Raw genomic sequence first — 23,644 nt, forward strand, 5'->3', positions numbered from 1 at the left:
CGGGCCGTTCAGTCCGTGCGCGGCCACAGCCCGGGGTCGGGCGTGAAGCGGATGCTGAGCTCGCCGTCGTCGAGGCGGGCCCCGGAGACGGTGCAGCGGCGCAGGGCCGACGGCAGGGGGACGATCCGGCGGAACGGCCCGACGGTGAGCACCAGTTCGTCGCCGCGCCGGACGAGGCCGAGCTCGCTCTTGACGGCGCCGGGGAGCGGCACGTGCCAGACCAGGATGCCGTCGTCGGCGCGGCGGTCCTCGACGGTCCACTCGGCGGCCGGAGCGGGATCGCCGGGGGCCGGCACCTCCAGCCGTGCGAGGTCGTCGTCGGACCGGGGGTCCCGGCCCAGGTGCGGCAGCTCGCACACGGCGTCGAACTCGTCGTACAGCGCCTTGAGGTGGGTCTGCTGCTGGGCGGAGAGCCCTGCCAGCCAGGCGTCGGCGGAGGTGAGGGGCAGCAGCCGGTTGGCGACGACCGGGTCGAGGGCGAGGCCCTGGAGGGCGAGGCCGGCGCGGGCGGTACGCAGGGTGTCGGCGGTGGCCGGGCCCGGTTCGGCGACGAGCCGGACGGTGGTGCCCGGGGCCTCGATCAGGGCCTGCACCGCGGCGAGCTCGGCGTCCCAGCGGGCCGCGGTCTCGTACAGCCAGGCGGAGGGCATGGGGACGCCGGCGAGCTGGGCGAGCATGGGGCGCAGGGCGCGTGCGGCCTGGCGCTCGGGCGGCAGGAGCCGGCGCAGGTAGCGGCGCAGCTGCTCGGGGAGCGCCAGCAGGGTGACGGTCTCCAGGACGGGCGGCATGTCGGCGACGAGCAGGTCCCAGTCGCCGGCGGCGGCGTCCCTGAGCTCACGCAGCAGGGCGCAGGCGGCGTTGCCGGGCAGCTCGGTGAGCTCCTCGTCCTCGAGCCGGGCGGCACCCAGCAGCTCCAGGGCGGTGCCGGCGCGCTCCTGGAAGGCGAGGATCTCGGCGCGGAATTGGGCGGCGGAGTCGATCCGCCGGACCACGGGCCCGCTGTCCCCGAAGTCCGGCCACTGTGCCGGGTGCGCGGTGAGGAACAGGACCCGCGCTCCGTCTCGTGCGGCCGCCCGCGCGGTCGCCGCGGCGACGGTGGTCCGCCCGGCGCCGCCGGGCCCGGTGACGAGGAGGGTCCGCATCAGGCGCGGGTCGACTCGACGCGCTTCTTCAGCCCGGCGAGGGCGCGGTCGATGATGACCTTCTCCGCCTTGCGCTTGATCATGCCGAGCATCGGGATCTTGACGTCGACGGTCAGCCGGTAGGTGACCTCGGTGCGGTCGCCGCCGCCCAGCGGGGCGAGCCGGTAGGAGCCGTCGAGGGCACGGAGCATCTGCGACTTGACCAGGGTCCAGCTGACCTCGTCGGAGCCGGTCCAGGTGTACGCCAGCGTGTGGTCGTCCTTGATCGCTCCGGCGTCGAGCAGCAGACGGACCTGCTTGGCGCGGCCGGCGTCGTCCGACGCGAGGACCTCGGCCTCCTTCACCTCGCCCGTCCACTCGGGGTAGCGCGCGAAGTCGGCGATCACGCTCATGACGTCGGCCGGGGACGCCTCGATCGTGATGCTCGAGCTCGTGTGTTCCGCCATCGCTGGTGCTCCTCCCGGGTAGGTGAGGTGAAGGCTATCGCGTGGGCACGGGTCACCATTCCAGGGCCCAGGGCCTGCTCGTCGAGGCGAAGTGGCCGACGTTCACGCACTCGGTCGCGCCGATCCGCATCCGGCGGGCCAGCGGCTGGTGCACGTGGCCGAACAGGGCGTATCGCGGCCGCACCCGCCGGATCGCGTCGAGCAGGGCCCGGCTGCCGCGCTCGAAGCGGCGGGCGACCGTGTCGTACGTCAGCTCAGGGACGTCCGGCGGGATGTGCGAGCAGAGCACGTCGACCTCGCCGAGGGCCTCGACCTTGGCGGCGAACTCCTCGTCCGGGATCTCGTAGGGGGTGCGCATCGGGGTGCGCAGGCCGCCGCCCACGAAGCCGAAGACACGGCCGCCGATCTCGACCCGCTCGCCGTCCAGGACGGTGGTGCCGGGTCCGGCGAACTCCGGCCAGAGCCTGGGGATGTCGACGTTGCCGTAGGTGGCGTACGTCGGGGTGGGGAAGGCCGCGAACATCTCGGCGTACTGCGCGCGGACGGCCGACTCGATGGCGGTCTGGCGGTCGACGGCGAGTTCCGCCCAGAGCCTGCGGCCGAGTTCCCTGGCCTCGTCGAAACGCCGGGCGGTGCGCAGTTCGACGAGCCGGTCGGCGTTGGCGACGCCGAAGAGATCGGGGAAGATGCCGCGGCTGTGATCGGCGTAATCGAGGAAGAGCACCAGGTCACCGAGGCAGAGGAGGGCGTCGGCGCCGTCCCCGGCCTTGGCCAGGCCCTCGGCGTTGCCGTGCACGTCACTGACCACATGAACTCGCATGGGCACCCACCTTAGGCGGTCGGACCTGCGGTTACTTTCGAGTCGTGACAGGTGTGGACTACTGTGCGCGAAGCGCCGCGAATCCGGTGTGACGCACAGAACATCTGGCCAGGGGCCCTATCGGGAACCGAGTACTGGTGGGTAACGTCCGGGCAGTCCAGTCGTGCTCACCCCCACCGAGCACCTGCCCGATCTTGGACCGCAGCCGGTGCGTACACAGAGCCGTGGCGCCGGAGCCCGATGAGGAGCAGCAGTCTTGCGCGAGTTCAGCCTTCCGGCCCTGTACGAGGTCCCCACGGACGGCAACATGACGGATCTCATCCGCCGCAATGCCGCTCAGCACCCAGACGTGGCCGTCATGGGCCGCAAGGTGGACGGCGTCTGGAAGGACGTCACCGCGACCGAGTTCCTCGCCGAGGTCCGCGCCGCGGCCAAGGGCCTGATCGCGCTGGGCGTGGGCCCCGGTGACCGGGTGGGCCTGATCTCCCGCACCCGCTACGAGTGGGTGCAGATGGACTTCGCCATCTGGAGCGCCGGCGCGGTGACCGTGCCGGTGTACGAGACCAGCTCCCCCGAGCAGGTCCAGTGGATCCTGGGCGACTCCGGCGCCGTCGCCGTCATGGTGGAGACCGAGTCCCACGCGGCCGCGGTGGAGTCCGTGCGCGGGAACCTGCCGGCCCTCCGGCACGTCTGGCAGCTCGACGGGGGCGGCGTCGAGGAGCTCACCACGGCCGGCGCGGAGGTCTCGGAGGAGACGGTCGACGAGCGCACCTCGACGGCCAAGGCCGACGACATCGCGACGATCGTCTACACCTCGGGCACCACCGGCCGCCCCAAGGGCTGTGTGCTGACCCACCGCAACTTCTTCGCCGAGTGCGGCAACGTCGTGGAGCGGCTCAAGCCGCTGTTCCGCACGGGCGAGTGCTCGGCGCTGCTGTTCCTGCCGGCCGCCCACGTCTTCGGCCGGCTCGTCGAGGTGGGCTCGGTCCTGGCGCCGATCCGGCTCGGCTGCGTGCCGGACATCAAGCACCTCACCGACGAGCTGGCCACCTTCCGGCCGACGCTGATCCTGGGCGTCCCGCGGGTCTTCGAGAAGGTGTACAACGCGGCGCGCGCCAAGGCGCAGGCGGAGGGCAAGGGCAAGATCTTCGACAGGGCCGCGAACACCGCGATCGCCTACAGCCGGGCGACGTCCGGCCCGCAGGGCCCCTCGCTCGGCCTGAGGATCAAGCACAAGATCTTCGACAAGCTGGTCTACGGCAAGCTGCGCGCGGTGCTCGGCGGGCGCTGTGAGGCCGCGATCTCGGGCGGCGCGCCGCTGGGCGAGCGACTGGGCCACTTCTACCGGGGCATCGGTCTGACGGTGCTGGAGGGCTACGGCCTCACCGAGACCTGCGCGGCGACCGCGTTCAACCCGTACGACCGTCCCAAGATCGGCACGGTCGGGCAGCCCCTGCCGGGCTCGGTGCTCCGGATCGCGGACGACGGCGAGATCCTGGCGCACGGCGAGCACGTCTTCTCGGGCTACTGGAACAACGAGACGGCCACGGCCGAGGCGCTGGCCGACGGCTGGTTCCACACCGGGGACATCGGCACCCTGGACGAGGACGGCTATCTGTCCATCACGGGCCGCAAGAAGGAGATCCTGGTCACCGCGGGCGGCAAGAACGTCGCTCCCGCGGTGATCGAGGACCGCATCCGCGGCCACGCCCTGGTCGCGGAGTGCATGGTCGTCGGCGACGGCCGCCCGTTCGTGGGCGCGCTGATCACCATCGACGAGGAGTTCCTGGGCCGCTGGGCCGCGGAGAACGGCAAGCCGGCCGGTTCGACGGCGGCGTCGCTGCGCGAGGACGCGGACCTGCTGGCGGAGGTGCAGCGGGCCGTGGACGACGGCAACGCCGCGGTTTCCAAGGCGGAATCGGTGCGGAAATTCCGCATTCTCACCTCCCAGTTCACCGAGGAAGCCGGTCACATCACGCCGTCGCTGAAGCTGAAGCGCAATGTGGTGGCGAAGGACTTCGCGGACGAGATCGAGGCGATCTACCGCGCGTAGTCCTCCTCGATCACGCGGGCCATGGTCCGCTCGGCCAGAGCCGTGATCGTGACGAACGGATTGACCCCGATGGAGCCCGGTACGAGGGCTCCGTCGGCCACGTAGACTCCGGGGGCGCCTCTCACGCGCCCGTAGTCGTCGGTGGCCTTCCCCAGGACGCAGCCGCCGAGCGGGTGGTAGGTGAAGTCGTCGGCGAACGTCCGGTTCCCCCCGAACAGGTCGTACCGGTAGATCGTGGCGTTCTTGGCGTTGATGCGGTCGAACAGCTTCTTCGCCGAGGCGACGGAGACCTGGCTCTGGGCGCGGGTCCAGTGCAGCTTCGCGGAGTCGGTGGCCGCGTCGTAGGTGAGGCTCCCGCGCTCCCGGTTGCGGGTGATCGCCAGGTAGAGGCTGATCCAGTGCTCCAGACCGGTCGGCAGCGGCGCGATCTCGGCGAAGACCGGGTTGTCCGGGTTGGCCCAGTCGTCGATGCCCATCACGGGCATGGTCGACTGCTTCGCGCCGACGGTGTCCCACAGGTGGTTGGCGCGCGCGGTCATGACATTGCCGTTGGTGCCCCACCCGGTCCCGATGTGCTCGCCGAGGGGCAGTGCTCCGGTGTCCCGGGCGCGCAGCAGCAGTTCGGTCGTGCCGAGGCTCCCGGCGCCCAGGAACAGCCGTCCGCAGCCGAACTCACGGGTCTCCACGACCTTGCCGGCCGGGTCGATCCGGTCGGCGGTGACGACGTAGGTCCCGTCCGGCTCCCTGCGGACGGCGCGGGCCCGGTGGAGGGTCTCGATGGTGACGTTCCCGGTCCCGAGGGCGGCCGCCAGATACGTGCGGTCGAGACTCCGCTTGCCGTGGTTGTTGCCGTAGATGACCTCGCCCGCCAGCGCCGACCTCGCCGCTGTCCCGGCCTCCTCCCGGCGCATGTAGGCGAAGTCGTAGACGTTGGGGACGAACACGGTCTTCAGTCCCGCGCGGTGGGCGTGGGTCCGGGAGACCCGGCTGAAGCGGTACCAGTCCGTCGACTCGAACCACGCCGGGTCGACGGTGTTGACGCCCAGCATCCGGCGGGCGAGGGGGAAGTACGTGTCGTACATCTCCGCGGCGTCGACGGTGGGCAGGACCTCGGCGAAGTACTCGCGGCGCGGTGTGACGGCCATCCCGCCGTTGACGAGCGATCCGCCGCCGACGCCCCGCCCCACGTACACGGACATGTCCGGGTACCTCACCCGGTCGAGGACGCCGGGGTAGGGGTTGATGTCCTTGTTGACGACGTCGAGCCAGAGGAAGGTGGCCAGCGGCGCCTCGGTGCGGGTGCGGAACCACATGGACCGGTGGTCGGGCGCGCCCGTCGGGCAGAACACCTTCCCGTCCGCGCCGGCGCCGTCCCAGAGCCGGCCCATCTCGAGCACCAGGGTGCGGATGCCCGCCTCCCCGAGCCGGAGCGCGGCGACGGCGCCGCCGTACCCGGACCCGATGACGAGAGCGGGGCTGTAGGCGCTCGCCGCGGATGCGGCGGAGGCGCGACCGATACGGGTGAGGCCGAGTGCGGCGGCCGTCTGCAGGGCACCGAGCCCCAAGAGGTGACGGCGCGTCAGATTGGTTGCCATGCCCGCAGCATGTCCGGAAGGGGGAATTCCGCCCATATCCCGCGCAGGGCCAATTCCCCCACCCCGTCAAGACGGCACATCCGGCCGGATGACGCGCCTTCGAAACACGCCCTAGAGGAGGGTGCGCAGCTTCTCCGCGAGCAGGTCCCAGCGCCACTTCTCCTCGACCCAGGCCCGCCCCCGCTCGCCCATCCGCCGGCGCAGCTCGGCGTCCTCCAGCAGGGTCACGATCCGGTCGGCCGACTCCTCCGCCGAGCCACCGCGCACGACCCACCCCGTCTCGCCGTCCAGGACGGCGTCCGGGGCGCCGCCGGAGTCGCCGGCGACGACCGGGAGGCCGGTCGCCGACGCCTCCAGGTAGACGATCCCCAGCCCTTCCACGTCCAGGCCGCCGCGGCGGGTGCGGCACGGCATGGCGAAGACGTCCCCGGCGCCGTAGTGCGCGGGCAGCTCCTCCCACGGCACCGACCCGGTGAAGCGCACCGACCCCGCGACCCCGGTCTCGGTCGCGAGCCGCCGCAGGTCCTTCTCGTACGGCCCGCCGCCCACGATCAGGAGCACGGCGTCCGGCACGCGCCGCAGGATCGCCGGCATGGCGAGGATCAGCGTGTCCTGCCCCTTGCGCGGCACCAGCCGGGACACGCACACCACGACGGGCCGGTCGGCGAGACCCAGCCGCTCCCGCACGACGTCCCCGCCCGAACCGGGGTGGAAGGTCTTCTCGTCCACTCCCGGCGGCAGCTGCACCATGCGCCCGGCGGCCGGCCGGGTGAGCGCGGCGGCGATCCGCGAGCGGGTGTACTCGCCGAGGTACGTGATCGTGTCGGTGCCCTCGCCGATCCTCCGCAGCAGCTGCCGCGAGCCGGGCAGCTGTGCCCAGCCCGCCTCGTGGCCGTGGCTCGTCGCGACCAGCCGCTCCGCGCCGGCCTTCCGCAGGGCGGGGGCCATCAGCCCGAGAGGGGCCGCCGCGCCGAACCAGACCGACCGGCAGCCGTGCTCGCCCAGCAGCCCGGCCGCGCGTGCGGTGACCCTTGGCGTGGGCAGCAACATCGTCGTACGGTCACGCACAACCTTGAACGGCTGTTCGGCATCGAACAGGGCGGTCGCCTCGGCGCCCTCGCGTCCGCGCTTCCATGTGGAGGCGTAGACGACGAGCTGCTCGGGATCGAGTCTGAGCGCCATGTTGTGCAGAAACGCCTGAATTCCGCCCGGTCTGGGCGGAAAGTCGTTGGTTACGATCAAGGTCTTGTCCATCGTTTCCGACAGTACCGAACGGCCCGGCTCCAGCGCTCAGTCAGTCCCGCCCGGCACCACACCCCCCGATCACTCCACACACCCGGACGAGGTACTCATGACCCGGCTCGCGGCCGCCGCTCGGCACCCGGTCGCCCTCTGGCTCGTCACCCGAGGCGTTCTGCTGCTCTGCACCTTCAAGGTGTTCAAGGTGCCCGGCCCGGACGTCACCACCGACGTCTCGGTGATCTACCAGGGCTGGTACGAGGTGCTGAGGACCGGCACGTACCCGATGGACGACGTCACCTGGCAGTACCCGCCGGTCGCCGCCGTCGCGATCCTCTCCCCCGCCCTCCTGCCCTTTCTCGACTACGCCCCGGCCTTCTTCCTGCTGGCCTTCGGCTGTGACGCGGTGGTCTTCGGGCTGCTGATGTACGCCGGGCGGCGCCCCGGCAAGTGCCTGGCCGGTGCGTGGATGTGGATCGCGGGCGTCCCGCTGCTCGGCCCCACCTCCTACGCCCGCTACGACCTGATGGTGACCGCCGTCGCGATCGCCGCGCTGCTGGCCGGGGTGCGGCACCCGAAGATACTCGGGGCGCTGGCCGGGCTCGGCGCTCTGCTGAAGGTCTGGCCGGTGCTGCTGCTGGCGGGAACCCGGCGCGGCCGGGTCACCCGCCACTCCTGGGCGGCCGCGGCCGGCACCGGCGCGGGGCTGCTGGTGCTCTGTGTGGCGGCCGCGCCGGGACCGCTGGCGTTCCTGACGTTCCAGCGGGACCGGGGCACCGAGGTGGAGTCGCTGGGCGCACTGGTCTTCCATGTGGCGCGGCACCTCGGCTGGGAGGGCCGGGCGCTGCTGAACTACGGATCGGTGGAGTTCCTCGGCCCGTACGTCTCGTCGGTGTCCACGGCCGCGCTGGCGCTGACCCTCGCGGCCTTCGGCTGGCTGCTGGTGTGGCGGCTGCGGGCGCGGGAGTTCGGGGCGACGACGCTGTGCGACGCGGCGTTCGTCGCCGTGCTGCTGTTCACGACGACGAGCCGGGTGATCAGCCCCCAGTACATGCTGTGGCTGGTGGGGCTGGCGGCCGTCTGTCTGGTCTTCCGGGGCAGCCGGATGCGCAGGGCCGCACGGCTGGTGCTGCTGGCGACCGGAGTGACGCTGCTGGAGTTCCCGATCTGGTTCTCGCACGTGGTGGACAGCGACCCGCTGGGCGTGCTTCTACTGGTGGCGCGCAACGGGCTGCTCGTCGCGGCCACGCTGACCGCCTGCCGCCAGCTGTGGCTGCAGACGGTGACCGAGCCCCGGCTGCGGGGCCGGGCGCAGGTGCCCACCCAGAGCGCCCGTGACCGGGAGCTGCTGACGTCCTGACGGCCTCGCCCGGAGAGCGCCGCTCAGCCCGGCTCAGCCCAGACGTTCCCGCAGATATCCGCGCCACTGGGCGGTGAAATCCTCCGGGGCCGTCCCCAGCACATCGCGCAGTGCCTTCTCCACCGCGCCCGCGCGCCCGGGGTGTGCGCCCACCGCGCGGTAGAAGTCGGTGAGCTTCCGTTCGCCCCACCGTTCGGCGACGAGCTCGCAGGCCAGCCATCCCCCCTCGTAGGCGCGGGCCAGCGCCCCGGCGTCGCCGTCGAAGGAGAAGTCGTCGTCGGAGGGGAGCGCGGCCGGGGTGTCGCCCGCCCGTACCGCCTCGCGCAGCTCGGGGGCGGCCTGGACCGGCGACCGGTCCGTGCCGCGGTAGGCCGCCCAGTCGGCGAACCCCTCCGACAGCCACATCGGGGTGGCCGCGGAGGTGTGGGCGCGGGTCGCCACGTGGGCCGTCTCGTGGGTGAGCACCATGGTCTGCCCGAACTCGCCGAGCACGCCGTACGCCTCCGGGTTGACGATCACCCGGTCCGCCGGGGCGTCCGGTCCGCCGCCCGCCTCGCCCGTGGTCACCGCGGCGATGCCGCGGTACCCGGCCGCCGGCGCGCCGAGCAGCCCGCCCATCGCCTCCAGGGAGGCCGGCACCAGCACCACCACGCGTCCGGCCCACCGCTCGGGCCAGGCGGCGGACACGGCGGGCACCGCCCGGTCCGCGAGCGCCGCGATCGACCGCAGCCGCGCCTCGTCGTGCCCGACACCGAGGACGAGGCTCCGCCTTCCCCGTACGACGTCGATGTCGCCCTGCTCCCACAGCTGCCGGGCGGCGGCGTTCGCGGGCCGGTCGGCGACCACCTGCCAGCGCCCGTCCCGCCGGGCGAACTCCACGGCCCGCTCGCTGGTCGCCGACCCGCTGTCGTACCCGGCGATGCGGTAGCTCAGTTCGGCGCGGGCGGTGGCCCGGTCGCCGTCCCGGCGTATCCCGGTGACCCGGTAGGACCAGTGGCTCAGCGGTACTTCGGCGAGGTCGCCGGCGCGGACGGCGGCGGCCCGCCGGTCCAGTGCCGACTGGATCTCGGGGGTGGTCGGGTCGGGCCCGGCCTGAGCGGCACAGCCGCCGAGCAGCACGGCGCCGAGCGCCACCGCCACAACCCGCCTCCGGCCCACCATCCTCCCGATCGTACGGGTCAGACCCGGGTGACCGCCGAGATGGGCATCATGCCCACGGGGTCGTAGCGGACCGGAGCGCCGGGATAGGGCGCGTGGACGACCTGGCCGTTGCCCATGTACATCCCCACGTGGCTGGCGTCCGAGCGATAGGTGACCAGGTCGCCGGGCTGGGCCTCGGACAGCGGGACGTGCCGGCCGGCGTCGCGCTGCCCCTGCGAGGTGCGCGGCAGGCTCACGCCGGCCTGGGCGTAGGACCACTGCATGAGGCCGGAACAGTCGAAGCCGTCGGGGCCGTTGGCGCCCCACACATAGGGCTTGCCGACGGCCGACTGGGCGGCCTGGACCGCGGCGGCCGCCCGGCCGTTGACGATTTCGCCCACGAAGGGGATCAGGTCGTCCGCGCGCCCCGAGCGATCGGCGCGGTCGGCCCGGTCGAGGGTCTCGCGCTCAACGGTGGGCAGGGCGTTCAACAGCGCCCGTGCCTCGGCGAGTTTGTGCTCCACGGTGCGCTTGTGGCGGGCCACGACGGCCCGGGAGGCCTCCAGCTCGGCCAGGGTGCGGCCGGCCTCGGCCCGCTCCTGGGCCAGTTGACGCTGGGCGCGCCGGAGCTCGTCCAGGGCCGTGGCCTGGCGTTCGCTGGCGCGGTCGAGGGCGGCGGCCTTGTCGAGGTAGGTGTCGGGGTCCTCGGAGAGCATCAGCGCGAGGGCGGGGTCCATGCCCCCGGAGCGGTACTGGGCGCCGGCCACGGCACCGAGCGCGCCGCGCATGCGGTTGATGCGTTCCTGCCCGCGGGCCGCGCTGTCCCGGGCCCGGTCCACCCGCTCACGCAGCGCCTTGGTGCGCTCGTCGGCCTTGTTGAAGCCCTCGGTCGCCTTCTCCGCCTCGGCGTAGAGCCGGTCGACCTTGGCCCGGGTGGTCTCGGCCGGGTCGGCGGGGGCGGCACCCGCGGGGGCGGCACCCAGCGCGGCGGCGGTGGCCGCCGCCGCGGTGAGGACGGTGACCTTAGCGCTCCGGGCGACCGCCCGGGACGAGGACGCCGAGGATGACGAAGAGGACCGGCGATGGGACGCCACGGACCGCGCTCCCTTCAGCTGTACGCAGGTGGTGCGCAGCACGCGGGGGTGCGGGCTGTCGCGCGGCAGACAGTAGCCGGGCGACTACGGAGGCGGCCAACGGCCGTTCGGGTTCGAACAGCGACGCCCCGCCGGAGACCACAAGGTCATCGACGGGGCGGAGCGTCAGCTCTGAGGACGGCAAACCACCCGATCGGGCGCGCGATTCGGGCGCGTCAGCCGGGTAGGCGCGGGTGTCAGACGCGCACGCCGAACTGGAAGTCGCCGAGCCAGTCCATCGACTCGTAGCGCACGTAGGCGCCCGGCTTGGGCGCGTGGAGCACGGTGTTGTTGCCCGCGTACAGGCCCACGTGGGACAGGCTGTTGAAGAAGACGAGGTCGCCCGGCTTGAGCTGGCTGCGGCCGATCTTCACGCCGTCGTTCTGCTGGGTGTAGGTGGTGCGGGTCAGGCTCACGCCGGCCTGGCGGTAGGCCCACTGCGTCAGGCCCGAGCAGTCGTAGGAGTTGGGGCCCTCGGCGCCGGAGACGTACGGCTTGCCGACCTGGGTGTCGGCGGCCGCGAGGGCGGCGGCGCCGCGCTGGGAGGCGGGCACCTCGTTGCCGAGGTCGACGCGGTCGCCGGCCTCGCGGCTGGCGCGCTGCTCCTCCTCCTGCATCTTGGCGCGCTCTTCGGCGGTCAGCGTGTTGAGGAGCTTCTGCGCCTCGGCGAGCTTGCCCTGGATCGCCTTCTTCTTCTCGCCGAGCGTCTTGCGGACGTCCTCGAGGTCGGCGAGCTTGGCCGTGGCCTCGGCACGCTGCTGGGCCAGGACCCGCTGCTTGTTCTGGATGGCCTCCAGCGTGTCCGCCTGCTTGGCGCTCAGCTGGTCGACGGCGGACGCCTTGTCCAGGTAGGTGTCGGGGTCGGAGGAGAGGAAGAGCTGGAGCGCCGGGTCGATACCGCCGGAGCGGTACTGGGCACTGGCCACCGAACCGATGCTGTCGCGCAGCTCGTTGAGCTCCTGCTGGCCTCGGGCGACCTTGTCCTGGAGGGCGTCGGCCTCCTTCTGCAGCTTGGTCCGGCGCTCGTCCGCGAGGCTGTGCTGCTCCGTGGCCTCCTCGGCCTCGTGGTAGAGCTTGTCGACCTTGGCCTTGACCTCGCTCTTGCTCGGCGTCGGCGCGGCCTGAGCGGTCTGGGAGGTCAGCGCGACGGCAGCGGCGGCGGTCGCGGTGAGCACGGTCACACGGGTGCGGCTCGGCTGCTTGGGACGACGGTGGGACGCCACGAAGGACGGCTCCTTCTTCCTCGAGCCGCCTACCGTCCGAAATGGTGCGGACAAGGCGGTTTCTTCGCTGTCACCCCGGTTGAGTGATCACCTGCGCGAAGGTTCGAGGCCAGACCCTAGTGACCATCTTGTGATCAGTTCAAATCCTCATGAGAAAAATCTCGCCCGGGAGTCACATTCTTTACATACGTTCCACGCTGTGTCATGAGGAGTTGACGGTACGTCCCCCAGCCGGGGGTTCAATTCGGGCATTGTGCCCAGGAGTTACGAGGCGCGCGAAAGCCGCTTAAGCAGCAAGGCGGACGCGACGGGCCTGGCACCGGACTTGGCGACTCCGTCGGCGACCTCACGGTCGGTGGAGACGACCACCACGGGCCGGCCCGGCGGCTCCGCCCGCACCAGCTGACGGATCAGTTCGTCCGCGGTGACCCCCGGCTTGGAGAACAGCACCCGCACCCCGCGCGGCGGCGCGAGGAGCACCGGGGCGGCCAGCTCGGCACCGTCGAAGACGCAGGTGATCTCCGCGCCCGAGCGGGCGGCCAGAGCGGACAGCCCGCCGAGCAGCCGCAGCCGCTGCTTCTCCAGGGGCATGGTCGGATAGCCGGTCTTGGTGACGTTGTAGCCGTCGACGACCAGATGCACCTGCGGGAGCGCGAGCAGCTGGTCGAGCAGCGCCGGGTCGGTCTCCGAGAGCGCGCGGGCCGCGATGTCCTTGGGCGACATCCGGCCGGGCTCCACGGCGTCGACGGTGTCCGCCGGGTGCACGGAGACCGGGGGCAGCGCCAGTTCGCGGCGGAGGCCCTGGGCCGACTCCAGGACGGTGTCCAGCAGCAGCCGCAGCCGCATGTCCTCGACCGAGCGGCCCTCGCGGGCGGCCCGGCGGCTGGCCTCCAGGGCCGCCTCGGTCTCGCCGAGCCGTGCCTTGAGGCGGCGGGTCTCGCTCTCGGAGGCGGACACCTGGGCGGCCGCCTCGGCCCGGATGCCGTCGATCTCGCCCTGCGTGCGGCGCAGGGCGGCCTCCCCGCGCTTCACATCGCTCTGGGCGCTGCGCAGCTTGCGCTGAAGCGATTCCGCTTCCCTGCGGGCCGCCTCCAGTTCGGTGCGCAGCCGTTCGGTCTCGGTCCTGGACCGGTCTCGGGCCTCGGCGAGCTCCTCGCGCAGCCGCTCCAGCTCGCGCCGGCCCGCCTCGTCGGCGCGCTCGGCGTCGGCGCGCTGGGCCTCTTCGCCCGCGGCGGCGACGAGCTTGACCCAGCCGGTGGGGCGCAGCACATAGGCGACCGCGGCGACGTCGACCGGGTCGGCGGCGGCCGGGGGCGCGCCGGACTCGACGGCACCGACCAGCTCGGGCTGGCCCTCCTTGAGCCGCTCGCCGATCCGCTGGCGGAACAGCGGATCGCCCTCCAGGGCGGCCGCCATCGCGTTGCCCGCGAACTTGGCGCGACGGGACGGGGTGAACCGGGCGTACTGCCTCAGCTGGGCGGGCAGTTCCCCGACGGTCAGCTCGCCGAAGGCGTCCGAGACGAGCGCGACGACCCGGCGCCGCACACCTTCGGGCAGCGGGCGGTCGAGCGCCTCGGCGGCGTCACCGGCCGCACCGGCCGGTTCAGCACCGCTTGCGGGCTGCTCCACGATCCGTCACCCCACTACCCGTCCGTCCTCGCCCTGTCGGGCCGCTTGCTCAGGAATCCCGCGCGTCCCGGGAGTCCGCACCCGCCGCGCCCGGCCTGTCCACCAGCTCGATCTGGTCCACCGCGTTGCACCAGCGGCAGCGGACCGACTCGATGGTCTCACTGACCACCTCGCGCTCCTCGATCTTCGGCTCCCCGGCGAGGTCCAGATGGACGTACTCCACGACCTTCGAGGAGCGGGTGACGTCGAAGCGCGTCAGATTGCCGCACAGCGTGCAGCGCCAGCGGGTCTCGGCGGTCGGCATGGGAACCGTCGTCATCGTGCCGTCCTCTTTCGTCATGCGGTTGTGCCGGGTGCGGGAGCCGCGGTGCGCCGTCGAACTGCGGATGTACTGCCCGTAACCCTACGGCCTCACGGGTACCCCTGTGGCGCGGCGAGGCACCCTGTCCCGCTCGCTCCCTTTACGTCATGATCTGTCCATGATCGATCAGCGGAGAGTGGTCCGTGAGGCGGTCCGGTCGGCGGTGCGGGCGGCCCGGGAAACGGTCCGGGAAACGGTCCGGGCTGCGGTCACGGGACCGACCCTGACCTACGGGCTGATCGGTGCGTGCTTCCTGATCTTCCTGGTCAGTCCGGTGTCGGGACTGTCCACCGGGCACGGCACCGGGGACGAGGCGCTGGCCGCGCAGAACGGGTACTTCCGGCGCTGGGGCGTGATCCCGGCCGAGCTGCTGAGCGGCTCCCCCGAGGCCCTGCTGACGCCCCTGACCGCTCTGTTCGTGAGCGGCAGTTGGCTTCATCTGCTCGGAAACATGCTCTTCTTGTATGTATTCGGAGCGATGGCCGAGGAGCGGATGGGGCACACGGAGTTCTGCCTCTTCTACGTCGGCTGCGGATACCTCGCCCTGGTCGCGTACGCCGTGGCGCACGCGCACTCGGAACAGACCCTGGTCGGGGCGTCGGGGGCGATCTCGGCGGTGCTCGGCGCGTTCCTGCGGCTCTTCCCCAGGACCCGGGTCACCAGCCTCTTCCCCTTCCTCTTCTTCCTGCCGCTGCGCTTCCCCGCCTGGATCGTGCTGATCTTCTGGTTCGTCCTGCAGTGGGTCGCGGCGCGGAACGCGGGCACGGGTCCCGGTGTGGCGTACCTGTCCCACGTGGTGGGGTTCGCGCTGGGCTTCCTCTACGCGTGGGCCAGGTTCCGCACGGGGGCTAGAGTGAAGGCCCAAGCAGCGGCCACCGAGGGAGAAGGACAGCCGTGATCACCGCGATCGTGCTCATCAAGACCAGCGTGGACCGCATCCCCGAGATCGCCGAGTCGATCGCCGCGCTGGACAGCGTCAGCGAGGTCTTCTCCGTCACCGGTACGTACGACCTCATCGCCATGGTCCGGGTCGCCCGCCACGACGACCTGGCGGACGTCATCCCCGGCCGGATCAGCAAGATTCCCGGCGTGGAGGCGACGGACACCCACGTCGCGTTCCGTACGTACTCGCAGCACGACCTGGAGGCGGCGTTCGCGATCGGTCTCGACGCGTAGGGGCGGCGACCGCCCCCGGGATGCCCCCACGGGGTGGCCCCGGAACGCCCGTTTCATGAAGGAGCCTTCATCCGGCGCTCATTCGCCCGGACGTACCGCGCGCCCAGGATGGGGCCATGGCCTTCTCCCACCGTCTGGCGACCCTCGCCGCCGTCGTCGCCATCCCGCTCGGCATCGCGGCCACCAGTTACACCCTGACGGACACCTCGGAGGCCCCCAGGGTGCCGCCCGAGGTGGAGCTCGGCCCCTCCACGCGGCCGGGGCCCGGCGGGTCCTCCCCGGCCGGCTCGTCGCCGGCCGGCCTGCCGTCCGCGGTGCCCTCATCGCCCGCGCCGTCGTCCGGGGCCTTACTGCCCGGACCCTCGTCGCCCGGCGGCCCGCGCCCGGCCGGGACACCTCCCACCTCGCCCGGGAGCGGCTCCGCCGACACACCCGCCGCCCCGCCCCGGGAGAGCTCACCCGGCACCCCTGCCGCGACCCCCGCCCGGCCGCCGGCCGGGACACCCACCGACGCCGTCGTACCGGGCCCCCCGGCCACCGGCGGCGACGAGGACGACTTCGGTGACGACGTCGGTGACGACAGCTGACCGCCGTATCTCCGCCCGCGTACGCATCCTGCTCTGGCTGCTTCTCGTGATGGGCGTGGCGCTCGCGGCCGTCGCCATGACCACCCGCTCGATCCTGCTGCGGGACGTGGACCACCGGATCAGCCAGCTGCTGACCCAGGAGACCCGCGAGTTCGCGAACTTCGTCGACCAGGGCGTGGACCCCCACAGCGGCGCACCCTTCACCGAGCCGCGCCGGCTGCTCGAAGTGTTCCTGCAGCGCCAGTACTCCGACCCCGACGAGGAGCTCCTCGGTCTGACCCAGGCCGCCGACGGCGCGGCGCCCGATGTGCTGCGCCAGCCGCGCGACCTCCCCACCGGCGCCCTCGCGCTCCACCGCGACCGGGACGCGCTCGCCAGGATCTTCGCCTCCGGGGCGCGGTCCGGCACCCTCGACCGCCCCGAGGGCGAGGTGCGCTGGGCCAAGGTGCCCATCTCCTCGGCCGGGAACGCGCCGCCCGGCGCGTTCGTCGTCGCCTTCCACCCGGAGCACGAACAGGCCATCGCCGCCGAGGCGTTCCGCACCCAGCTCGCGATCTCCGGTGTGGCACTGCTGATGACGACGGGGATCGGCTGGGCCGTGGCGGGTCGCATCCTCGCCCCGGTACGGGTGGTCCGCCAGACCGCGGCCCAGCTCACCGAGCAGGACCTGACCCGGCGCATCCCGGTTCAGGGCCGCGACGACATCGCCGCGCTGGCCGAGACGTTCAACGCCATGCTCGACCGGCTGGAGCGGGCGTTCGCCGCGCAACGGCAGTTCGCCGACGACGCCGGCCACGAGCTGCGCACGCCCATCACCATCGTGCGGGGGCACCTGGAGCTGATGGGCGACGACCCGGCCGAACAGAAGGAGACCGTCCGGCTCGTGACCGACGAGCTGGACCGGATGAGCCGCATCGTCGAGGACCTGCTGCTGCTCGCCAAGGCCGAGCGCCCCGACTTCATCACCCCGGAACCCGTGCAGCTCGCCGAACTGACCGCCGACGTCTTCGTGAAGGCCAGGGCGCTGGGCGCGCGGCGCTGGGTGCTGGACGGGGTCGCCGACCGCGAGGCCCTGCTGGACCCGCAGCGCATCACCCAGGCCATGGTCCAGCTGGCGGCCAACGCCGTCCAGCACACGGTGCCCGGTCAGCGGATACGGATCGGGTCGCGGGAGCTCGACGGCCGCATCGAGCTGTATGTCGCCGACAGCGGGCCGGGGGTCCCGCCGCAGGACGCCGAGGTCATCTTCGAGCGATTCCGGCGCGGCACCGCCCGCCGCGGGTCGCGCACCGGCGGCGCCGGACTCGGGCTGTCCATCGTCAAGGCCATCGCCGAGGGACATCGCGGGGGCCGCGTCGAACTGCGCCCCACCGAGGGCGGCGGGGCCACGTTCGTACTCGTCGTGGAGGAAGGAAGGGAAGGGGAGCGGTGAACCGCATTCTGATCGCCGAGGACGAGGAGCGGATCGCCGCCTTCGTCGAGAAGGGGCTGCGCGCCAACGGCTTCACCACCACCGTCGCCGGCGACGGCGAAACCGCCCTGGACCACGCCGTCAGCGGCGGTTTCGACCTGATGGTCCTGGACATCGGCCTGCCCGGCCGGGACGGTTTCACCGTGCTGCGCCAGCTGCGCGAGGCCCGGATGAGCCTGCCCGTGATCGTGCTGACCGCCCGTGACTCGGTGCGGGACACGGTGGCCGGGCTGGAGGGCGGGGCCGACGACTGGATGACCAAGCCGTTCCGCTTCGAGGAGCTGCTGGCGCGGGTGCGGCTCCGGCTGCGCACCGCGGCCCGTGCGCCGGAGGTGACGGTGCTGCGCAGCGGCGACCTCAGTCTCGATCTGCGCACCCGCCGGGCCCGTGCGGACGAGCGGACGGTCGATCTGACGGCCCGGGAGTTCGTGCTGCTCGAACTGTTCCTGCGCCACCCGGGCCAGGTGCTGTCGCGGGAGCAGATCCTCTCCCATGTGTGGGGGTACGACTTCGATCCGGGCTCCAACATCGTGGACGTGTATGTGCGGGCGCTGCGCAAGAAGCTCGGCGCGCAGCGACTTCAGACCGTGCGCGGAATGGGCTACCGGATGCCATGACCCGCCCGCACATGAACTTTCCTTCACAAAGCACTCATTGGGGACTCACGGCCCGTATCCAGACTGGTCACCGTGACCCTCTCCCTCGGCAGGGCGGCATGGCTCTGCGCGTGCCTGAGCGTGTGCGCGCTGCTGGCCGTACCGTCCAACTTCCCCGGTCTCGGGGGTGACGCCCGGCTCACCCTGGCCGTCTTCGCCCTCGCCACCGTGGCCTGGATCGCGACGCCCGTCGACGACACGTACATCGCGCTGGGCGCCGGACTGGCGCTCACCGCGACCGGGGTGATCAGCAACGAGACCCTCTTCGCCACGCTCGGTGACGAAACGATCTGGCTGCTGATCTGCGCCTTCGTACTGGCGGCCGCGGTCACCCGGACGGGGCTGGCCGGACGGGCGGCGGCCTTCCTGGTCAGCGGGGCCCGTACGGTCCGGGAGCTGGTCCACCTCACCACCGCCGCCCTCGTCGTCACCTCGTTCGCCGTGCCGGCCACCTCGGGCCGGGCCGCGCTCGCCCTGCCGGTGTTCCTCGCCCTGGCCAGGGTGCTGGCGGACCGGCGGCGGCTGGTCGTGATGCTGGCGCTGCTCTTCCCGTCGGTGGTACTGCTCTCCGCGGTGGCGACCCTGATCGGCGCGGGTGCCCACCTCATCACCGTGAACGTGCTGTGGGAGCAGACCGGGCAGCGACTCGGGTTCGTGGAGTGGCTGCTGCTCGGTCTGCCGCTGGCGCTGGTCAGTTCGCATCTGGCCGCCGAGGCCGTGCTCTGGACGACCACCTCGCGGGGGGACCGGAGGGCGCCGGTGCGCATCACCGTGGAACAGATCCAGGAGCACTCCCCCACCCCCGTCACCGGGCCGCTGTCCACGGCGGAGGCGCGCTGCGCGCTGCTGCTGGCGACGGTGGTGGCGCTGTGGTGCAGCGAGCCGCTGCACCGGGTGTCGCCCGCGGTCGTCGCCCTGATCGGCGCGGTGGTGGCGGCGTCTCCGGCGCTCGGTACCGTGCGGCTCAAGGACGGCTTGAAGACGGTGCCGTGGCCGCTGCTGCTGTTCATGGCGGCGACGATGGCGATGGGCGTGGCGCTCTCCGACTCGGGCGCCGCGAAGTGGCTGGTGTCCGAGCTGCCGGTGCACGCGCCGCCGTGGCTGTTCCTCGGCGCCGTGGTGGTGATCAGTACGGGCGCCCACCTCGTCCTGCAGTCCCGCTCGGCCCGCTCCTCGGTGCTCGTCCCGCTGGTCGTGGCGGCCGCGGCCGCCGCCGGTGTCAATCCGGTGGCCGCGGCGCTCGCCTCCACGGCCGCCGCCGGGTTCTGCCACACCCTGCCCGCCTCCGCCAAGCCGGTCGCGCTCTTCGCCGACCTGCCGGACGGTGTGCCCACCTACACCCCGCGCGACCTGCTGCGGCTGTCCGCGGTGCTCGCCCCGCTCACCGCGGGACTGGTCCTGATCTTCGCCCTGACCGTCTGGCCGCTGCTCGGCGTGCCCGTCCTGATGGAGGCCCACCCATGACGTACCGCATCGCCGTCGCCCCGAGCGGCTTCAAGGAGTCACTGTCCGCGAGCCGGGCCGCCGAGTCCATCGCCGAGGGCGTCCTGCGGGTCCTGCCCGGCGCGGAGCTCGATCTGATCCCGCTGGTCGACGGCGGTGAGGGCACCGCGGAGGCGCTGGCGGCCGCGACGGGCGGACGGCTGGTGCCCTGTGCGGCGACCGGCCCGCTCGGCGCCCGGGTGGACAGCCATTTCGCGATCCTCGGGGACGGTGCCGCGGTCGTCGAGATGGCCGCCGTCGCCGGGTTGTCCCTGGTGCCGCCGGACCGCCGTGACCCGGGCGCCACGACCACGTACGGCGTGGGGGAACTCATCGGCGCCGCCCTGGACTCGGGTGCCAGCCGGGTCCTGGTGGGCTGTGGCGACTCGGGCACGTCCGACGGGGGCGCCGGGGCGCTCCAGGCGCTCGGCGCCCGGCTGCTCGACCACGACGGGCGGGAACTGCCCTGCGGAGGGGCCGCGTTGAAGGGGCTCGCCACCCTGGACACGAGCGGCCTCGATCCCCGGCTGGCGGGGACCGAGCTGCTGGTGGCGTGCAATCCGTACAACGTGCTGTGCGGCGAGCGCGGCGTGGCCCGGGTGTTCGGCCCCCAGAAGGGCGCGACGCCCGGCCAGGTGGAGGAGCTCTCGGCCGCCCTGGACCACTGGGCGGAGGCACTGGCCGAGGCGTTCGACCCGGCCCTCGACCTGCGGTCCGCACCCGGAACCGGGGCGTCCGGCGGGCTGGGGGCGGGCCTCGCGGCCCTCGGCGCCCGGCTACTGCCCCGCTTCGAGGTGCTCCTCGACGGGCTGGACCTCGCCGCCCGGTTCGCCCGCGCCGACCTCGTGATCACCGGGGAGGGCGCCCTGGACGCCCAGACGGTGCGGGGGAAGGTCCCGGGCGAGGTCGCCCGCCGGGCCCGGGAGGCCGGCGTCCCCGTTCTCGCCCTGGCCGGCACCCTGGGCGAGGGCGCGCACGAGGCGGGTCTGGACGCCTACGAGTCGATCGCGCCCGGGCCCCTCCCCCTGTCGGAGGCGCTGGACCGGGCCGCCGAACTGCTCGCGGACGCCACCGAACGGGCCCTTCGCACGGTTCTGGTGGGGACGCGCCTGGTCAGCCGCGGTCGGGTACACAACGCCCGTCCTCCGTGCGGTAGTTCCAGCGCGCCCCGTCCCGCACGAGTTCCTTCACGGCCCGAACGAACCGCTCGACGTGCTCGTCCGGCGTTCCCGCCCCGAAGCTGACCCGGATCGCGTTCAGGGTGCTCCCCCGGTCCCCGGCCGGGCGGACGCCCTCCTCGCTCCGCTCGCCGGGCGCCGTGCCGGGGCCACCGCACTCGGCGACCTCCCGCGGGTCGCCGCCCAGCAGGGTGCGCACCAGCGGGTGGGCGCAGAACAGCCCGTCGCGTACACCGATGCCGTACTCGGCGGACAGCGCCGCCGCGAAGTGGGAGCTGTTCCAGCCCTCGACGACGAAGGAGAGGACACCGACGCGCGGGGCGTCGTCGCCGAAGAGGGAGAGCACCTTCACCTCGGGCACCTCGGCGAGTCCGGCGCGCACGGTGTCGATGAGGTACCGCTCGCGCGCCACGAGGCTGTCGAAGCCCGCCTCGGTGAGGGCCCTGCAGGCGGAGGCGATCGCGTAGACGCCGATGACGTTCGGCGAACCGGCCTCGTGGCGGGCGGCGGTGGTGTGCCACTCGACGTCCACGCCCCCGTCCGCGCTGCGGGCCACCTTCCGGGAGGCGCCCCCGCCCGCGAGGTACGGCTCGGCGTCCCGCAGCCAGTCGGCCCGTCCGGCGAGGACGCCGGAGCCGAACGGCGCGTACAGCTTGTGCCCGGAGAACGCCACCCAGTCGACGTCGAGTTCCCGGACGGAGACCGGGTGGTGGGGGGCGAGCTGCGCGGCGTCCAGCACGATGCGCGCGCCGTGGGCGTGGGCGGCGGCGGCCAGTTCCTTCACCGGCCACAGCTCACCGGTCACGTTCGAGGCGCCGGTGACGCAGACCAGGGCGGGGCCGTGGCCCCCTTCGATCGTCACCGCGCGGTCGGCGAGGGCGCGCTCCAGCGTCGAGACGGCCTGGCCGGGGGTGCGGGGCGCGTCGAGGTACGTCACCCGGGTGTCCTTCCACGGCAGCAGCGAGGCGTGGTGCTCGGTCTCGAAGACGAACACCTGGCAGCCGGCGGGCAGGACGGCGGCGAGCAGGTTGAGCGAGTCGGTGGTGGACCGGGTGAAGACCACCTGGTCGCCGGTCCGGCAGTCCAGGAACTCGGCCACGGCCGCGCGGCTGTTCTCGAAGAGGTCGGTGGACAGCTGGGAGAGGTGGCCGGCGCCGCGGTGGACGCTGCCGTAGTAGGGGGCGTACGCGGCGACGTCGTCCCACACGCGCTGGAGGGCCGGCGCGCTGGCGGCGTAGTCGAGCGCGGCGTAGCCGACTTCGCCACCGGTCACGAGCGGCACGGTGACATCCCTGCCCAGAACGGGCAGCGGGGCACAAACGGACTGGTCGACGGCAACGGCGGTGACAGACATGGCGAACTCCGGTTCGAAGCAGGCGAGATCGCGTCAACGCGCCGGGAAACCGCACGGCGCGGACACGGGAAAGGGCAAAGGGTGTGCCGGAAAAGGGCAAAGGGTGTGCCGGAAAAGGGGCGATACGCCCTATCGCATTCGCTTGCTCACGAGACTGCTCCCTCGAGGACCAGGACCCCAGGGTGTGCAGGGGTCCGCGCTTGCCGCAGACCTCGCTGCCTGCGGCCTGGTCTTCACCCGGGGCACCCCGCCACGGACGGAGGGTTGCCGGACAGCGGGCCGGGGCCTTGGTCGCTGTCACTCATGACCTTGTAGAGCATCTTGCCACACGTCCCGATGTGCGCAAGGCGCGGTCCGTACTCCGGACCGCGCCCGCGTCGCGCCGTGCGGCGCCGGGGAGTTGCCGCGCTCAGGAGTTGCTGGCCGCGACCCAGCGGTCCAGCGTCCGCTTGGCCGCACCCGAGTCGATCGACTCCGCGGCTCTCGCCATGCCGGCCCGGATCTGCTCGGTCAGCGGCGCCCGGGTCGGCTCCAGGGCGACCAGAGCCGCCGCCGAGTTCAGCAGGACGGCGTCCCGCACCGGCCCGGTCTCACCACTCAGCAGGCGCCGCGCCACGTCCGCGTTGTACGACGCGTCCGCGCCCCGCAGCGCCTCCACCGGCACCAGTTCGAGGCCGACGTCCCGCGGGTCGAAGCCCTCCTCGGTGACCTTGCCGCCCTGGACCACCCACACGCGGGAGGTGGAGGTGGTCGTCAGCTCGTCGAGGCCGTCGTCCCCACGGAACACCAGCGCGGACGAGCCGCGCTTGGCGAGCACCCCGGCGATGAGTCCCGCCATCCGGGTGTCGAAGCAGCCGACCGCCGACGCGGTGACCCGGGCGGGGTTGGTCAGCGGGCCGAGGAGGTTGAACGAGGTCGGGATCCCCAGGTCCCTCCGGACCCCGCCGACGAAGCGCATCGAGGGGTGGAACTTGGCCGCGAAGCAGAAGGTGATCCCGGCCTCCTCCACCACCTGCGCCACCCGGGCGGGTGACAGGTCCAGGTTGATGCCGAGCTTCTCCAGCACGTCGGACGAGCCGCTCTGGGAGGACGAGGCCCGGTTGCCGTGCTTGACGACCTTCGCGCCCGCACCGGCGATCACGATGGCGGACATCGTCGAGATGTTGACGGTCCTCGCCCGGTCCCCGCCCGTACCCACGATGTCGACGGCCGGGCCGGGGATGTGCAGCGGCTGCGCGTGGGCGTACATGGCCTCCACGAGTCCGGTGATCTCCTCGACTGTCTCCCCCTTGGCCCGCAGCGCCACCAGGAGACCCGCCATCTGGGCGTCCGAGGCCTCACCGCTCATGATGCGGTCCATCGCCCACGCCGTGTCACCGGCGCTCAGGTCCTGCCCGCCGAGCAGTGCGCTCAGCACCTCGGGCCAGGAACGGCCCGCCGCGGTGTCGCCTCCAGCGGGGTTCACAGCGCTCATGGTCGCTCCTGGTGTCCGGGTGCGGTAAATGACCACTCCACCCTATCGAGGCGGAGGAACGGCAAAGAGCCCCGTCCGGCGATTGGACGGGGCTCGATGCCGTGGCGACCCTCGGGTCAGCGGGA

Annotated in this window: 19 protein-coding genes, 2 pseudogenes and 1 riboswitch; of the genes and pseudogenes, 9 read left to right on the top strand and 12 right to left on the bottom strand. The window is 72.7% G+C overall.

Translation table 11 applies throughout. The features are described from left to right. Positions 1 to 8: 8 nt before the first annotated feature. The 3 genes from ACY34K_RS01775 to ACY34K_RS01785 are packed head-to-tail and all read right to left on the bottom strand — an operon-like array spanning position 9 to position 2,408. Positions 9 to 1,142 (bottom strand): ArsA family ATPase, encoded by a 1,134-nt coding sequence (locus tag ACY34K_RS01775; protein WP_462742375.1) that lies wholly within the window; start codon positions 1,140 to 1,142, stop codon positions 9 to 11. After that, entirely contained in the window at positions 1,142 to 1,588 is a 447-nt protein-coding gene (locus tag ACY34K_RS01780) for an SRPBCC family protein (protein WP_462742378.1), read from the bottom strand. The genes ACY34K_RS01775 and ACY34K_RS01780 overlap by 1 nt, the downstream gene beginning before the upstream one ends. Positions 1,589 to 1,640: 52 nt before the next feature. Continuing rightward, a complete protein-coding gene (locus ACY34K_RS01785) occupies positions 1,641 to 2,408 on the bottom strand; it encodes a metallophosphoesterase family protein (RefSeq protein ID WP_462742381.1) in 768 nt (255 codons plus the stop codon). A gap of 256 nt (positions 2,409 to 2,664) precedes the next feature. Between ACY34K_RS01785 and ACY34K_RS01790 the strand changes: the two genes are divergently transcribed. Further along, positions 2,665 to 4,461 (top strand): AMP-dependent synthetase/ligase, encoded by a 1,797-nt coding sequence (locus tag ACY34K_RS01790; RefSeq protein WP_462742384.1) that lies wholly within the window; start codon positions 2,665 to 2,667, stop codon positions 4,459 to 4,461. Here the strand turns inward: ACY34K_RS01790 and ACY34K_RS01795 are convergent. Together ACY34K_RS01795 and ACY34K_RS01800 are read right to left on the bottom strand one after the other, a co-directional pair. Then, positions 4,449 to 6,056 carry a GMC oxidoreductase gene (locus ACY34K_RS01795; RefSeq protein WP_462742387.1) on the bottom strand — a complete coding sequence of 536 codons (1,608 nt, stop codon included), beginning with the start codon at positions 6,054 to 6,056 and terminating at the stop codon, positions 4,449 to 4,451. The genes ACY34K_RS01790 and ACY34K_RS01795 overlap by 13 nt on opposite strands. Positions 6,057 to 6,167: 111 nt before the next feature. Continuing rightward, on the bottom strand, positions 6,168 to 7,310 hold the full coding sequence (locus tag ACY34K_RS01800; RefSeq protein ID WP_462742390.1) for a glycosyltransferase family 4 protein: 1,143 nt from the start codon (positions 7,308 to 7,310) through the stop codon (positions 6,168 to 6,170). 97 nt (positions 7,311 to 7,407) lie between these two features. Here ACY34K_RS01800 and ACY34K_RS01805 point away from each other — a divergent pair, with 97 nt between their 5' ends. Then, positions 7,408 to 8,655 carry a glycosyltransferase 87 family protein gene (locus ACY34K_RS01805; RefSeq protein ID WP_462742393.1) on the top strand — a complete coding sequence of 416 codons (1,248 nt, stop codon included), beginning with the start codon at positions 7,408 to 7,410 and terminating at the stop codon, positions 8,653 to 8,655. A gap of 33 nt (positions 8,656 to 8,688) precedes the next feature. On the opposite strand, the gene ACY34K_RS01810 is transcribed toward ACY34K_RS01805, so the two are convergent. The 5 genes from ACY34K_RS01810 to ACY34K_RS01830 form a co-directional block, all read right to left on the bottom strand. Beyond that, positions 8,689 to 9,816: a hypothetical protein gene (locus ACY34K_RS01810; protein WP_462742396.1), complete on the bottom strand. Its 1,128-nt coding sequence runs from the start codon at positions 9,814 to 9,816 to the stop codon at positions 8,689 to 8,691. 17 nt (positions 9,817 to 9,833) lie between these two features. After that, complete coding sequence (locus tag ACY34K_RS01815) at positions 9,834 to 10,889, bottom strand: C40 family peptidase (RefSeq protein WP_462742399.1); 1,056 nt, start codon at positions 10,887 to 10,889, stop codon at positions 9,834 to 9,836. Between the two features lie 236 nt (positions 10,890 to 11,125). Beyond that, positions 11,126 to 12,151: a C40 family peptidase gene (locus tag ACY34K_RS01820; RefSeq protein ID WP_462742402.1), complete on the bottom strand. Its 1,026-nt coding sequence runs from the start codon at positions 12,149 to 12,151 to the stop codon at positions 11,126 to 11,128. 264 nt (positions 12,152 to 12,415) lie between these two features. Further along, positions 12,416 to 13,780, bottom strand: a complete 1,365-nt coding sequence (locus ACY34K_RS01825; RefSeq protein ID WP_462742405.1) for an NYN domain-containing protein — start codon at positions 13,778 to 13,780, stop codon at positions 12,416 to 12,418. Positions 13,781 to 13,829: 49 nt separating this feature from the next. After that, positions 13,830 to 14,099, bottom strand: a complete 270-nt coding sequence (locus ACY34K_RS01830; protein WP_462742408.1) for a hypothetical protein — start codon at positions 14,097 to 14,099, stop codon at positions 13,830 to 13,832. Positions 14,100 to 14,259: 160 nt separating this feature from the next. Between ACY34K_RS01830 and ACY34K_RS01835 the strand changes: the two genes are divergently transcribed. From ACY34K_RS01835 to ACY34K_RS01865, 7 genes and pseudogenes are all read left to right on the top strand, one after another. Beyond that, positions 14,260 to 15,039, top strand: a complete 780-nt coding sequence (locus ACY34K_RS01835; RefSeq protein WP_462742411.1) for a rhomboid family intramembrane serine protease — start codon at positions 14,260 to 14,262, stop codon at positions 15,037 to 15,039. Next, positions 15,036 to 15,317, top strand: coding sequence for an Lrp/AsnC family transcriptional regulator (locus ACY34K_RS01840; RefSeq protein WP_356737186.1), 282 nt, complete (start codon positions 15,036 to 15,038; stop codon positions 15,315 to 15,317). Before ACY34K_RS01835 ends, ACY34K_RS01840 begins: the two co-directional genes overlap by 4 nt. Positions 15,318 to 15,433: 116 nt before the next feature. Further along, a pseudogene (locus tag ACY34K_RS01845) lies at positions 15,434 to 15,568 on the top strand (small hydrophilic protein); the annotation flags it as partial. Positions 15,569 to 15,953: 385 nt separating this feature from the next. Continuing rightward, positions 15,954 to 17,336: a sensor histidine kinase gene (locus ACY34K_RS01850; protein ID WP_462742761.1), complete on the top strand. Its 1,383-nt coding sequence runs from the start codon at positions 15,954 to 15,956 to the stop codon at positions 17,334 to 17,336. Then, positions 17,333 to 17,992: a response regulator transcription factor gene (locus ACY34K_RS01855; protein ID WP_462742416.1), complete on the top strand. Its 660-nt coding sequence runs from the start codon at positions 17,333 to 17,335 to the stop codon at positions 17,990 to 17,992. The genes ACY34K_RS01850 and ACY34K_RS01855 overlap by 4 nt, the downstream gene beginning before the upstream one ends. Before the next feature lie 72 nt (positions 17,993 to 18,064). Next, positions 18,065 to 19,495 carry an SLC13 family permease gene (locus ACY34K_RS01860; RefSeq protein ID WP_462742419.1) on the top strand — a complete coding sequence of 477 codons (1,431 nt, stop codon included), beginning with the start codon at positions 18,065 to 18,067 and terminating at the stop codon, positions 19,493 to 19,495. After that, positions 19,492 to 20,628 (top strand): annotated as a pseudogene (locus tag ACY34K_RS01865) (glycerate kinase family protein); the annotation flags it as partial. The gene ACY34K_RS01860 and the pseudogene ACY34K_RS01865, both read left to right, overlap by 4 nt. Here the strand turns inward: ACY34K_RS01865 and ACY34K_RS01870 are convergent. Further along, positions 20,627 to 22,045, bottom strand: a complete 1,419-nt coding sequence (locus ACY34K_RS01870; RefSeq protein ID WP_462742422.1) for an aminotransferase class V-fold PLP-dependent enzyme — start codon at positions 22,043 to 22,045, stop codon at positions 20,627 to 20,629. The pseudogene ACY34K_RS01865 and the gene ACY34K_RS01870 overlap by 2 nt on opposite strands. 191 nt (positions 22,046 to 22,236) lie before the next feature. Beyond that, positions 22,237 to 22,354, bottom strand: a riboswitch (SAM riboswitch). Positions 22,355 to 22,454: 100 nt separating this feature from the next. Then, positions 22,455 to 23,519 (bottom strand): anthranilate phosphoribosyltransferase, encoded by a 1,065-nt coding sequence (trpD, locus tag ACY34K_RS01875; RefSeq protein WP_462742424.1) that lies wholly within the window; start codon positions 23,517 to 23,519, stop codon positions 22,455 to 22,457. Positions 23,520 to 23,644: the final 125 nt, after the last annotated feature.

It is taken from the genome of Streptomyces sp. STAM6 (genome assembly GCF_054963715.1).

Bases quoted from the DNA above. Each gene is read 5' to 3' on its own strand.
- ACY34K_RS01785 (WP_462742381.1), bottom strand. From the start codon at position 2,408: ATGCGAGTTCATGTGGTCAGTGACGTGCACGGCAACGCCGAGGGCCTG.
- ACY34K_RS01800 (WP_462742390.1), bottom strand. From the start codon at position 7,310: ATGGACAAGACCTTGATCGTAACCAACGACTTTCCGCCCAGACCGGGC.
- ACY34K_RS01805 (WP_462742393.1), top strand. From the start codon at position 7,408: ATGACCCGGCTCGCGGCCGCCGCTCGGCACCCGGTCGCCCTCTGGCTC.
- ACY34K_RS01835 (WP_462742411.1), top strand. From the start codon at position 14,260: ATGATCGATCAGCGGAGAGTGGTCCGTGAGGCGGTCCGGTCGGCGGTG.
- ACY34K_RS01810 (WP_462742396.1), bottom strand. From the start codon at position 9,816: ATGGTGGGCCGGAGGCGGGTTGTGGCGGTGGCGCTCGGCGCCGTGCTG.
- trpD (WP_462742424.1), bottom strand. From the start codon at position 23,519: ATGAGCGCTGTGAACCCCGCTGGAGGCGACACCGCGGCGGGCCGTTCC.
- ACY34K_RS01850 (WP_462742761.1), top strand. From the start codon at position 15,954: ATGGGCGTGGCGCTCGCGGCCGTCGCCATGACCACCCGCTCGATCCTG.
- ACY34K_RS01795 (WP_462742387.1), bottom strand. From the start codon at position 6,056: ATGGCAACCAATCTGACGCGCCGTCACCTCTTGGGGCTCGGTGCCCTG.
- ACY34K_RS01830 (WP_462742408.1), bottom strand. From the start codon at position 14,099: ATGACGACGGTTCCCATGCCGACCGCCGAGACCCGCTGGCGCTGCACG.
- ACY34K_RS01775 (WP_462742375.1), bottom strand. From the start codon at position 1,142: ATGCGGACCCTCCTCGTCACCGGGCCCGGCGGCGCCGGGCGGACCACC.
- ACY34K_RS01870 (WP_462742422.1), bottom strand. From the start codon at position 22,045: ATGTCTGTCACCGCCGTTGCCGTCGACCAGTCCGTTTGTGCCCCGCTG.
- ACY34K_RS01780 (WP_462742378.1), bottom strand. From the start codon at position 1,588: ATGGCGGAACACACGAGCTCGAGCATCACGATCGAGGCGTCCCCGGCC.